8 protein-coding genes are annotated in these 12,010 nt (G+C 46.1%); 5 read left to right on the top strand and 3 right to left on the bottom strand.

The genetic code is table 11. The features are described 5' to 3' along the window. Position 1: 1 nt before the first annotated feature. Positions 2 to 988, bottom strand: a complete 987-nt coding sequence (hlyD, locus tag GVI43_RS05050; RefSeq protein ID WP_159565875.1) for a secretion protein HlyD — start codon at positions 986 to 988, stop codon at positions 2 to 4. Positions 989 to 1,398: 410 nt separating this feature from the next. Beyond that, a complete protein-coding gene (locus GVI43_RS05055) occupies positions 1,399 to 1,830 on the bottom strand; it encodes a DoxX family protein (protein WP_159565764.1) in 432 nt (143 codons plus the stop codon). Between the two features lie 605 nt (positions 1,831 to 2,435). Between GVI43_RS05055 and GVI43_RS05060 the strand changes: the two genes are divergently transcribed. Beyond that, positions 2,436 to 3,128, top strand: a complete 693-nt coding sequence (locus GVI43_RS05060) for a helix-turn-helix transcriptional regulator (protein ID WP_159565766.1) — start codon at positions 2,436 to 2,438, stop codon at positions 3,126 to 3,128. A gap of 236 nt (positions 3,129 to 3,364) precedes the next feature. On the opposite strand, the gene GVI43_RS05065 is transcribed toward GVI43_RS05060, so the two are convergent. Next, positions 3,365 to 4,612, bottom strand: a complete 1,248-nt coding sequence (locus tag GVI43_RS05065) for an ROK family protein (RefSeq protein WP_159565767.1) — start codon at positions 4,610 to 4,612, stop codon at positions 3,365 to 3,367. Between the two features lie 115 nt (positions 4,613 to 4,727). Here GVI43_RS05065 and GVI43_RS05070 point away from each other — a divergent pair, with 115 nt between their 5' ends. From GVI43_RS05070 to GVI43_RS05085, 4 genes are all read left to right on the top strand, one after another. Then, the gene (locus tag GVI43_RS05070) at positions 4,728 to 8,048 is read left to right on the top strand and encodes a DUF5107 domain-containing protein (RefSeq protein WP_159565768.1); all 3,321 of its coding nucleotides are present in this window, start codon (positions 4,728 to 4,730) and stop codon (positions 8,046 to 8,048) included. Between the two features lie 162 nt (positions 8,049 to 8,210). Further along, positions 8,211 to 9,197, top strand: a complete 987-nt coding sequence (locus GVI43_RS05075; protein ID WP_159565769.1) for a substrate-binding domain-containing protein — start codon at positions 8,211 to 8,213, stop codon at positions 9,195 to 9,197. A gap of 72 nt (positions 9,198 to 9,269) precedes the next feature. After that, positions 9,270 to 10,790: a sugar ABC transporter ATP-binding protein gene (locus tag GVI43_RS05080; protein WP_159565770.1), complete on the top strand. Its 1,521-nt coding sequence runs from the start codon at positions 9,270 to 9,272 to the stop codon at positions 10,788 to 10,790. 29 nt (positions 10,791 to 10,819) lie between these two features. Continuing rightward, positions 10,820 to 11,818: an ABC transporter permease gene (locus GVI43_RS05085; protein ID WP_159565771.1), complete on the top strand. Its 999-nt coding sequence runs from the start codon at positions 10,820 to 10,822 to the stop codon at positions 11,816 to 11,818. Positions 11,819 to 12,010: the final 192 nt, after the last annotated feature.

Below are 12,010 nucleotides of genomic sequence, written 5' to 3' on the forward strand. Positions count from 1 at the left end.
CCTAATGGGAGGGAAAATGAACGGTAACCGGCATGCCTTGCCGTAAATTATCATCAGGGTCAGTAACGATAATCCGCAAGCGATAGACCAAGTCAGTACGAAGTTCAGGCGTTTCTACGCTTTTAGGCGTAAATTCAGCGTTAGGAGAAACAAAACCGACGGTACCGTGATAGGGCTTATCCGAGTGGGCGTCGGTATATATTGTTAGTTTTGTTCCGGGAACGGCACGGGCTAAGTTAATTTCACTCACGTAGGCACGAACCCAGACCGGGGCGGTTAGCGACAGGCTAAATACGGTATTACTTGCGCTTAGCATACTGCCGGGCTCAACGGCGCGGGTCAGAATGGTACCCGCCGAAGGGGAAACTAGCTGAGTATCCGATACGTTAAGTTCAGCCTGTTTTAGCGTTGCCTCGGCCGCCGCTAAATTTGCTTTAGCCTGCGCGATTTCCTGTGGGCGATTGCCGGTTTCAAACTGAGATAGTTTATCTTTGGCTGACTGGAGCGTTGCTTTCGCCTGATCTCTGGCATTTTTCGCATCTTCCAGAGAATTGGCCGAAATTGAGCGGCTTTTCCACAGGCCTAGCTGGCGCTGATAAAAGCTTTGGGCGTAATCATAAGCGGCCTGACTCTGAGTTACCGCTGCCCGTACCTGAGCGATTTCCTCCGCCCGATAGCCTTCTTCAATGAGTGCCAGTTGAGCTTTAAGCGCATCGGCATTCGCTTTGGCCTGTAGTCGGGCATTTTGATAAGGGGCATCGTCTAAATGGCCGAGGATTTGTCCGGCAGCGACAGCATCTCCCTCATCGACGTTCAGCGCGGTGAGACGACCGTTAACCCGAAAGCTCAGGTTAACCGTTCTGATATCAACGTTACCATATAGCGTTAGGTTCTGATTCTGGCGGTTGGTATAGCTGTTCCAGCCATAAACTACGCCAGCAATCAAGATAAGCGCTAAAGCGGCCAAGAGGACTTTTTTCTTACTCATCATCAACAGGCTCCTGTCTACACTGATACCCTATGGCCAGATTATCATTTTGATAACGTTAACACGAAGCTACCGTCGTCAGGGACTGTTATTTATTTTATGGCGATTGGTTCGTTGGGCTAATTGATGTTTATCAAATGGCTCACAGAGACTAATTTGCTTACACGATATGAAATGTCTGGCAACAAAGAGATGTAAGAGAAGCTGGCGCTAGACTAAATGAGTGGGATGGTATGTGTATAAAGGCCGTATGACACCGGAGACTATTGATAACGGGGTTTAATTTAATTGGAACCTACGTGTCGTCTATATAGAGCGTTGGAAAATTATCTTTTCCTGATGAAAAAAGGGCCATATATGTGTATATGGCCCTTTTTTAGACAGTCTGTGTTTAGTCAGCTTGCAATAAGCTATCTATACGCTGGTGATACCACTGAATAGCGGCCACTTCCCAGCAGCATCGTAACGATAGCGGCAAAGATATAAACCGATTCAACTTCAAGACCCCAAGCGCCTACAGCGGTCAGCGTGAAGAATTTACCTGTGCCAACCATTAAGGTCGCAATCACTATATTTACTGCAACAATAAAAGCGGCAGGGCGAGTGAAAATGCCCAATATGATTAATACCGGAGCGATAATCTCGCCGATAAAAACGCCGTAAGCAATAAAGCCCGGAAGCCCTTTACTGATAAGCATTTCTTCAATCCAGCCGGTACCGTGCTGGAATTTTGCCACACCGTGGAAAATCATTAAAATAGAAAACGTAATTCTTAGCAGAAGCTTACCGCCGTCCTGATGGTCAGTCAGGCTGGTGAAGCGTTGATTTAAGTTCGCGAGCATAGCGGTCATCCTGTTCCATTACCCAAGGGCTAGCGGTTAAATTAGGCCACTTTGGGTATATTAATTGAACGTACAAATAAATCGAAACAATTGACAAATTGGTCGTCTACTTATTTCGGAGAGGAAAGTATAAGTGATTTTATAAAGTTTGGTAGTTGAAGCGCCTTTTATTTTCCTTCACGAAATAAGCAGCTTATGTCGGTTTACTTAATTACTAATTTATTAAATTCAATAACCCCCCATTTTTAGAGCTAAATTCTTGGTTTCTTCTAAATACATAATTAAAAATCTATATTTTTCTATTATTTAGTCTATAAATTTGATTTAGTTTATCAAAATAACTGAATGATTATTTTCTGTATAGGGTGGTTTCTTGCAAAAGAAACTATTTTCGTATGAAATAATAATCAGGCTATTTATTTTAGAGATGAGCGCCTTAATTTTCTATACCCCAGAAACCCTTACGTTGACTAATTCTTCAACTAACAAATTTAATCAAGATTTTGGTAATTATGACAGTATCCGTATCTATGATTAAAGATTATGCTATAAGATGAGTAACTGATAGCGGTAATTATCTTCAAAGTTATAGCGCAGAGGTACTAATGGAATCTTTCAGATATGATGCAAGGATTAAGCATTTTCTTGAGCAAAAACTCAATAGTTTTGGCATCAAGCGATATTCCTATTTCTTGTCTCAGAAGTTTATAAATTCAACACCGTTGGTAATATCTAATTATCCAGATGCGTGGGTTTCATACTATATTGATGCTGAGCTGTATTTGATCGATCCGGTATTTTTGTCGGCCAAGCAAAGCATCTTGCCTTTTGCGTGGAGTGAGATATCCACAGCCGATGAGCCTTGGGGCGGCGGTGAAGTCCTTAAGTTTGCTCAGCAGCATAACCTTTTTGACGGATATACCTTTACCATTCACGATGCAAATAATTGCATGGCACTGCTCAGTTTTTGCAATATTGATGAAGATAAAGAATTTCCTAATAATATTAGGAAATATAAAAATGATATTCAGATGTTACTTATTACCGTTCATGATGAAATTATTAAAGCTATTCGTATTTATCAGTTAACTAATAATAAACAGTCAATACTCTCAGCCAGAGAGATAGAAATTCTACAGTGGGTTAGTTTAGGTAAAACATATATAGAATCAGCGATAATATTAGGCATACGTGAAAGAACAATAAAATTTCATATGAAGAATATTGTGAACAAGTTGAATGTATCAAATGCAAAACATGCCATAAAGAAAGCTATAGAACTGCATCTGTTAGAGTAAATAACTTATTTAGACAGTATTTTATAACGTTGTTGACGCTGGTTTTTAATCCTGTAAATTTTTTTTATAAAATAAGACATTAAATTGATTATTTTGTTGTATCTTAATGATTTTTAAGTTTAATTTATTATTTCATCGAATGATCCATATAAATGTTATATGAAATGTTGATTCATTTTTTTTGAATTTCATGAACTGCCAAAATTAAGTCATTCAATATTATCTAATAACTAAAATTAGTTATATTTTTTCTGATGAATTGACTGTTCATTATTGATATTCATCATATCGTTTAATGCCTGTTCAACAAATAAATAGGCAATACCCATAACTTGCTGTTGTCGGGATAATTTCCCAAAACCAATATTTGTAGCATTCGTTCTCACCGCATCGGTGTGATCAAAAGGATTAAAATCAGTCTGCTGCTGAATAATATTTAACCACTCCATCCCAAATCCACAACTACGACCGTACAGATATATCCGGTTGATATTGAGTATATTCAGAAAATTATACAGGCTAAGCCCAATGGCTCGAGCGGCATCACTGACCAATGGCCTGAGATCTTCATCCCCTTGATGGTAGCGTTCAATTAGCCAGTCGGTGGTCGGCGTTTTTAAGGCCTTGTCTTGCTGATGACCACGGGAATGATTTTTTAGCATCATGCGTGATTTTTTCTTTAGCGCCGATAACGAAGCGATGGTCTCCAGACAACCGTAGCGCCCGCAGGCACAGGCGGTACCGTCCGGGGCGATAATCGTGTGGCCAATCTGGCCGCTACCGTACAGGCTACCCCGGTATATTTGCTGGTTAATCACAAAAGATGAACCAATACCATAATCAACGTTAATTACGCAGAAATCCTGATGGTTACTGCCATTTTGCCACTTCTCTGCCAGAGCCAGCATAATGCAGTCATTATCGATCAGTAGCTCGGTATTGAGCCGTTCTTCCAACAGATATTTCATTTCGATCGGTGTATCCCAAGGAGCCTGAGGCATATTTTGCGATACGCCGGTAACCGGATTGACCTGACCATGAATTGACAACGCCAAGCGTAAAGGGAGCTGGCGGTTCATCTGATGATATTCTCGGTATAACTTTTCGATTTCTGTCAACAGCACTTCGGGCGTGGTGGCTTTGATAGCGGTTAGGCGAAGCTCTGACTGCGGGTTAATTAACCCATCAACCAGTACGCTTTCAATCATATAGGGCGTTACGTTAAGGCACAGAATAAATCCCGGCGGCGATATAATTCGATAGCTACCACCGCTATGGCCACGCGCGTGCAGGCTCTCTTCATGGTGAGAAACTTTATTCTCCTGTTCCAGCTCAGCCAGAATTTTACTTATCGCAGGGATCGACAGCTGTGAATGCTTAGCCAACGTTGATTTACTGGCAATTTTCTCGCGGTACAAAATTTCTAACAGAATGCTTTTATTTAAATGGCGTATTCGTTGGTTATTCAATCCGTAAATTTGCATTTCACTAAACTCCGTTAACTGTATTGCGTGACCATTGTGCATAACACAAACGATCTTGTCCATTAGACTGGCACCAATGTGTTTTCAGTGTAACTGATTAAATTTGAGGGGCATTATGGGTCAGGTAAAAGTTTGGCAGGAAGTAGTAGAAATTCCGACTTATGAAGCAGGGGCTCAGGATATTCACCCAATGTTCTTAGAGCATCGGGTATATCAAGGGTCATCCGGTGCGGTATATCCCTACGGTGTCACGGATACCCTGAGCGATCAAAAGGTGATGAAAACCTATCAGGCACTCTGGCTGGAGAACGATTACCTAAAGGTGATGTTGTTACCCGAACTGGGCGGGCGAGTACATAAAGCCTGGGATAAGGTTAGACAGCGGGATTTTGTCTATCACAATGATGTGATTAAACCGGCACTGGTCGGGCTACTCGGTCCGTGGATTTCCGGCGGTATAGAATTCAACTGGCCACAGCACCATCGGCCGACGACTTTTATGCCGGTGGACCATTTCATTCAGGATCAAGAAAACGGTGCTAAAACCGTATGGATGGGCGAGACAGAGCCGATGCATGGGCTACAGGTTATGACCGGATTCACCCTGTATCCTAATCGGGCATTGCTAGAAATTACCTCCAAAGTTTATAACGGCAACCCAACTCCCCGGCATTTCTTATGGTGGGCTAATCCTGCTGTTAACGGCGGCGATGGGCACCAAAGCGTATTCCCACCGGACGTAACGGCGGTATTTGACCACGGTAAGCGCGCGGTATCTTCATTCCCTATCGCGACCGGCACATATTACAAAGTGGACTATTCTGCCGGTGTGGATATATCCCGCTATAAAAACGTGCCTGTTCCTACTTCTTATATGGCAGAAAAATCTGAATATGACTTTGTTGGGGCATATTGCCATGACGAAGAGGGCGGTTTATTGCACGTTGCTGACCATCACTATTCTCCGGGTAAAAAGCAGTGGACTTGGGGTTACAGTGAATTCGGGCAGGCATGGGATCGTAATTTAACCGATGAAAATGGTCCTTATATTGAGCTGATGACCGGCGTTTTCACTGATAATCAGCCTGATTTTACCTGGCTAGACGCATGGGAAGAGAAGCGATTTGTTCAAAACTTCCTGCCTTATAATACCTTAGGCACAATCCAAAATGCTTCCTGCGACGCGGTGCTTAAGCTTGAACGCCAGCAGGGAGAATTAGTATGGGGTGTTTACGCGATTGTACCGTTGAATAACGCCCGCCTGACTATCGTTTGTGATGGTGAAACCACCCCACTAGTGGACGTATCCATTGATTTAACGCCGGGTGAAGCGCTGCGTAATCAGTTGTCCGCTAATCCTAACGGTCGTTTAACCATTACGCTGTACGACGCTGATAATAAAGTTGTGCTCAGCTATACCGAACACCAGCCTAAAGAGACGCCGCTGCCGGAAGTGGCTACTACGCCTCTGCCAGCGTGTGAAATGACCAGTACCGATGAAGTTTGGTTTATAGGTCAACATCTTGAACAGTACAATCATGCCAGTCGTTCACCCTTTGATTATTACCTGCGTGGAATCGAACTCGATCCGCTGGACTATCGTAATAATCTGGCACTGGCGACGCTGGAATATAACCGGGCGAACTACTCACTGGCGATTGAATATGCGGGTCAGGCGCTAAAGCGCGCGCACGGCTTGAATAAAAATCCGGTTTGCGGGCTGGCCAGTTTGGTACGTGCCAGCGCCTATGAGCGGCTGGGTCAGTTTGAGCTATCCCGTGAAGATTTCTATCGTGCTACCTGGAGTGGTAACGCTAAACCGGGGGGGTATTATGGTCTGGCCCGGCTGGCAACGCGTAACGGTGAATACCATCAGGCTCTGTCATTCTGTCGGCAAAGTTTGCTATGCAGTACCACCAATCAGGCGGTTATTAGCCTGAAAGGGCTGGTGCTACAACTGTCGGGCCAACGGGAAGAAAGCCGTCAGTGGCTGGCTCGCTGGGCGCAAGAGTATCCGCTTAACCCGACGCTGCATTATCTATTGTGGCGAGAGTATCAGGATGAAGAACGCCTGCAGGTATGGCGTCAGGTAGCCGGTAACCGGGGGATTAATTCACTGATTACCGCGGGCCAAATGCTTTCTTATGGTCAGACTGAGCTGGCGCTAGAGGTGTTAGCCCGTTTAGACAGCCAAGAAACGTTGCCGCTTTATTTACACGCCAGTTTATTACCAGAGAGCCAACGCAGTGCTTTATTGTCCAAAGCGCGCGATGCTTTTCCTCATCACGTAAGGTTCCCCAATACGCTGGATGAAGTGGATATGCTGGCGCAGATAGGGGAATGCTATTTTGCCCGTCATCTTCTAGCCTGTTTCCACTACAGCAAGCGAAATTATTCTCAGGCCGTTGAGCTATGGGAAGCGTGTACTGCCATGCAGCCTGATTTTGTTGACGCATGGCGTGGGCTGGGTATCTACGCATGGAATAAGCAGCATAATCGAGCTTTAGCGGAGAAGTATCTGGATCGCGCTTTCAGCCTCAGCTCGAATGACGCGCGCATACTGTTTGAACGTGACTTACTGGACAAACTGTGCGCTGTAGCACCTCAAGTTCGTTTGGCCCGTTTGGAAGCGCATATGGCGACAGCGCTGGGCCGGGATGATTTAACGGCTGAAGTCCTGAGTCTCTATAATCAGCTTGGTAAACTTCAGGAAGCCGCAGATATCTTGGCTGAACGTAAGTTTCATCCGTGGGAAGGCGGAGAAGGTAAGGTTACCGGCCAGTATATTTCCAATCTGTTATTACGCGCTTTTAAATGCTTCCAGCAGCAGGAGCCAGAAGAGGCAATATCGCTACTGAATCAGGCCCTCCAGTATCCTGAAAACCTAAGTGAAGGGCGTTTGCTTGGACAAACGGATAATGATATCTGGTTCTGGCTTGGAGTATGTGCTTGGCAGCAGGGTAATTCAGAACAGGCCCGTCGTTGCTTTACTCATGCCACCGCTGGCGACAGCACTATCAATGTACATCGTTACTATAACGATCAGCCGCTGGACTACCTGTTTTATCAGGGACTAGCCCAACGGTGTCTCAATCACCTCGATGCCGCACTGTCACTGTTTAATGACATGGCTGACTGGTCCACCGCCATGTCTGCACAAACCGTTAGCCGGGACTTCTTTGCCGTTTCACAGCCAGATTTATTGGCTCTGGATAACGATCTTCAGCAGCAACATCAGGAGAATTGTCTGTTTATCAGTGCGCTGGCTCATCTTGGCCGTGGTGATTTACCGGCATTCAATCAGGTGACAGAACGCCTGCTGGCGCTAAACCCGGCGCATATCAAAGCCGCTCAGTTCAAAACGCTGTCCGTGGTACTGGCTGAGTTTGCAGATCGCGCTTGGGAACTAAATAAGGAGTTTACTAAACAGAGTTAAGTTTAATTTGTGAGCAGCATGATCATCGTAAAGATGAAGGCAGCATAGAATAGCTCGCGTGCACTCTTCCGTACCCATCAGCGTGATAACAAGAAAACGGCGTTGATGGGTACGATCTACGTTAACGATAAAACGCCTTAACTCTTACCCTCGGAGGCATTTATGTCTGACAGAAAAAAAACAGCACTTATTTCGACGTTGATTACCCTTGCATGTCTTATTGTGCCGGGCGTTAACGCCGTAGAAAAAAAAGATATTACGATTGGGGCTATTTATCTTGATACTCAGGGCTACTACGCAGGCGTTCGCTGGGGAGTCCAGAATTCAGCCGGCCAGTCCGGCGTTAAGGTTGACCTTATTGAAACCAACGCTCAAGGTGATATTTCAAAAGAAAGTTCATTTATCGATACTCTGGTTGCGCGTAATGTTGATGCCATTATCCTCTCGGCAGTATCTGAAAATGGCAGTAGCCGAACCATCAAAAGAGCCAGCGAAGCCAATATCCCCATCATTTGCTACAACACCTGTATTAATGCCAAAGGCGTTGATAAATACGTCTCTGCCTATCTGGTTGGCGATCCGGTAGAGTTTGGCAAGAAGTTAGGCAATTCAGCCGCCGATTACTTTATTGCCAACAATATTACCGCACCAAAAATAGCCGTGATTAACTGCGAAGCTTTCGAAGTTTGCGTACAGCGCCGCAAGGGATTCGAAGAAGTGTTGAAAGCCAGAGTCCCAGGGATGACCATCGTTGCTAATCAAGAAGGAACCGTTCTGGACAAAGCCATTTCCGTTGGTGAAAAACTGCTGATTTCTACGCCAGATCTGGATGCCATTTTTGGTGAATCCGGCGGTGCCACGCTCGGTGCGGTTAAAGCGGTTCGTAACCAAAACCGGTCAGGAAAAACGGTGGTATTTGGCTCAGACATGACCACCGAAATTGCTCAGGAGCTACAAAACAATCAGGTTCTAAAAGCCGTTGTGGATATCTCCGGTAAGAAAATGGGTGAAAACGTATTTGCTCAGACCATGAATGTGATTAATAAGACGCTGCCTAAGGAGAAAGTGATTCAGGTTCCTATCGATCTCTATACCACCAGTGAAAGCGGTAAACAGTGGCTGGATACTCATAAAGACGGGCTGCCTTGATGGCTCAAGTGACGTTGCGTAAGTTCTCGGGCAGCAGCACTGATTGTTCGTTCATTATCTGAGGTATTTGGCATGACGGCTCAACCCTTATCTACACCAGACACAGCAATCGCCTGCATTAGCGGCGGTTGCAAACGCTATCCCGGCGTTGTGGCGCTGGATAATGTCAATTTTACCCTACACAAAGGAGAGGTCCGGGCGCTATTGGGCAAAAATGGTGCCGGAAAATCGACGCTAATCCGAATGCTAACCGGCAGTGAACGACCCGATTCCGGCGAAGTTTATTTATGCGGCACATTATTAGACGGTAGTGATGCCCAGTTAACCCGCCGGGCTGCCAGCCTTGGCGTACGTGCCGTTTACCAAGAGTTAAGTCTGGTTGAAGGTCTGAGCGTTGCCGAGAACCTGTGCTTAGGCGAGTGGCCCCGTCAGGGCGGTATGATCGATCAACAAATGATGTTCGATCAGGCTAATGAGTGCCTGTCTGCATTGGGCGTGGATATCGATCCTATGCTACCCGTGGAGCTACTGAGCCCCGCGCAGAAGCAGCTAGTAGAAATCGCCAGGGTGATGAAAGGTAAGCCAAAACTGGTGATTCTGGATGAACCTACCAGCTCACTGGCCAACACTGAAGTCGATTTAGTGATTGCTGCGGTAAAGCTGATGTCGCGATTGGGAATCGCCGTTATCTACGTTAGTCATCGAATGGAGGAGATACGGCGTTTGGCGTCCTCAGCGACGATTATGCGTGACGGTAAAGTCGCCGGTCAGGTTTCATTAGAAAATACCTCAACTCAAGAAATAGTTGCTCTGATGCTAGGGCGACAGCAGCAACAGCATCGTCAGGTAGAAACTTCGGCAATCAGGGGAGAACCCGTACTGTCGGTAAAAAACCTCTCTTTGCCTCCCAAGCTAAACAATATCAACCTGACGTTGCATCGCGGTGAGGTGCTCGGTATCGCTGGGCTCTTAGGCGCAGGGCGTAGCGAATTACTGAAAGCCATCGTCGGGCTAGATCCTTTCCAACAGGGGGAATTGGTACTGAATGGAAAATCTATTTCACGTCCGGATTACGCATCTATGCTGGCTCAGGGTATCGGCTATACCCCGGAAAACCGTAAAGAGGCGGGCATTATTCCTTTATTGGGCGTTGACGAAAATACGGTGATCACTAATCGCCACACGGTCAGCAACAAGGGCATCTTGCAATGGGGGCTTATCAAAACGCTGACCGAAGGCATTATGCGCCGTATGTCGATTAAGGCTTCCGCTAGCTCTACTGCGATTGGGACGTTATCCGGCGGGAATCAGCAGAAAGTGGTGATTGGCCGTTGGGTTTTCGCCAGCAGTCAGATCTTACTGTTAGATGAGCCTACCCGTGGCGTAGATATTGAAGCTAAACAGCAGATCTATCAAATCGTTCGCGAGCTGGCGGCTGAAGGGAAAAGTATCATATTTATTTCAAGTGAAGTAGAGGAATTGCCGCTGGTCTGCGATCGGATATTGCTGTTGCAACACGGCACATTAACCCGCGAGTTTACTTCTCCCGTTAATGTGGATGAGCTGATGTCGGAAATCTTGTCGGTTCACTAAGAATAATAATATATCGAGGAGTATCGAGTATGTCCGCCTCACCGTTAGCATTACCAAAGAACAATGAGTTCAGTATCAAACAGCTGATTTCCCGCCATATTAATGAGATTGGTTTACTTGTTGTTATCGCCATTCTTTATTTCGTCTTTACCGTTAATGCGCCGGGTTTTATTTCACTGAATAATCAAATGAACATTCTGAGAGATGCCGCCACTATCGGCATCGCCGCGTGGGCAATGACGCTGATTATTATTTCAGGGGAAATTGACGTCAGCATCGGGCCAATGGTGGCTTTCATTTCAGTGTGTTTAGCTTATCTATTGCAATATGGCATACCTCTGCTGCCGGCTTTCCTCATGGTATTGCTGTTGGGAGCGCTATTGGGAACGCTAGCCGGAGCCCTGCGCGGTATTTTTAGCGTTCCTAGCTTTGTGGCGACGCTGGGCCTATGGAGCGCCCTGCGCGGCATGGGGCTGTTTATGACCAACGCGCTGCCGGTACCGATTGAAGAGAGTGACATTCTAGACTGGCTAGGCGGGCAGTTTCTTGGCATACCGGTTTCCGCTCTGATTATGATGCTGCTGTTTGCCGTTTTCCTGTTTATCAGTAAGAAAACGGCGTTCGGGCGCTCGGTATTTGCCGTGGGTGGCAATGCCACTGCGGCCCAGCTTTGTGGCATTAACGTAAAACGGGTGCGTATTCTGATTTTTACGCTGTCAGGCTTGCTTGCCGCCATTACCGGCATTTTGTTAGCCGCTCGCCTCGGGTCAGGCAATGCGGGTGCCGCAAACGGCCTGGAGTTTGACGTTATCGCCGCGGTGGTGGTTGGCGGAACGGCGTTATCCGGCGGCCGCGGCTCTTTGTTTGGCACCCTATTAGGCGTGCTGGTGATTACGCTGATTGGCAACGGATTAGTCCTGCTGGGCATTAACTCCTTCTTCCAGCAGGTGGTGCGCGGCGTGATTATCGTCGTAGCGGTACTGGCAAATATTTTACTGACTCAGCGTAATGCAAAATCAAAACGCTGAGGCACATGCCCGTCATACTTCAAGTTGCAGATGCGTTGGCTGCGCTCACTCACCCGAATCACTTACTTATGTAAGCTCATCGGGATTCATTCACTTGCCGCCTTCCTGCACCTCGAATTATTTTGGGCAGAACGAATGACCATCGGCAATAGCATTGTCGATAAAAAAATAGATCAATAATTTAGTCGAGGA

Origin of the sequence: Budvicia diplopodorum (assembly GCF_009800925.1) — a bacterium.
Classification (GTDB): domain Bacteria; phylum Pseudomonadota; class Gammaproteobacteria; order Enterobacterales; family Enterobacteriaceae; genus Budvicia; species Budvicia diplopodorum.

Excerpts from the sequence above, each read along its gene's own strand:
- hlyD (WP_159565875.1), bottom strand. The coding sequence starts at position 988 with ATGAGTAAGAAAAAAGTCCTCTTGGCCGCTTTAGCGCTTATCTTGATT.
- GVI43_RS05055 (WP_159565764.1), bottom strand. The coding sequence starts at position 1,830 with ATGCTCGCGAACTTAAATCAACGCTTCACCAGCCTGACTGACCATCAG.
- GVI43_RS05060 (WP_159565766.1), top strand. The coding sequence starts at position 2,436 with ATGGAATCTTTCAGATATGATGCAAGGATTAAGCATTTTCTTGAGCAA.
- GVI43_RS05065 (WP_159565767.1), bottom strand. The coding sequence starts at position 4,612 with ATGCAAATTTACGGATTGAATAACCAACGAATACGCCATTTAAATAAA.
- GVI43_RS05070 (WP_159565768.1), top strand. The coding sequence starts at position 4,728 with ATGGGTCAGGTAAAAGTTTGGCAGGAAGTAGTAGAAATTCCGACTTAT.
- GVI43_RS05075 (WP_159565769.1), top strand. The coding sequence starts at position 8,211 with ATGTCTGACAGAAAAAAAACAGCACTTATTTCGACGTTGATTACCCTT.
- GVI43_RS05080 (WP_159565770.1), top strand. The coding sequence starts at position 9,270 with ATGACGGCTCAACCCTTATCTACACCAGACACAGCAATCGCCTGCATT.
- GVI43_RS05085 (WP_159565771.1), top strand. The coding sequence starts at position 10,820 with ATGTCCGCCTCACCGTTAGCATTACCAAAGAACAATGAGTTCAGTATC.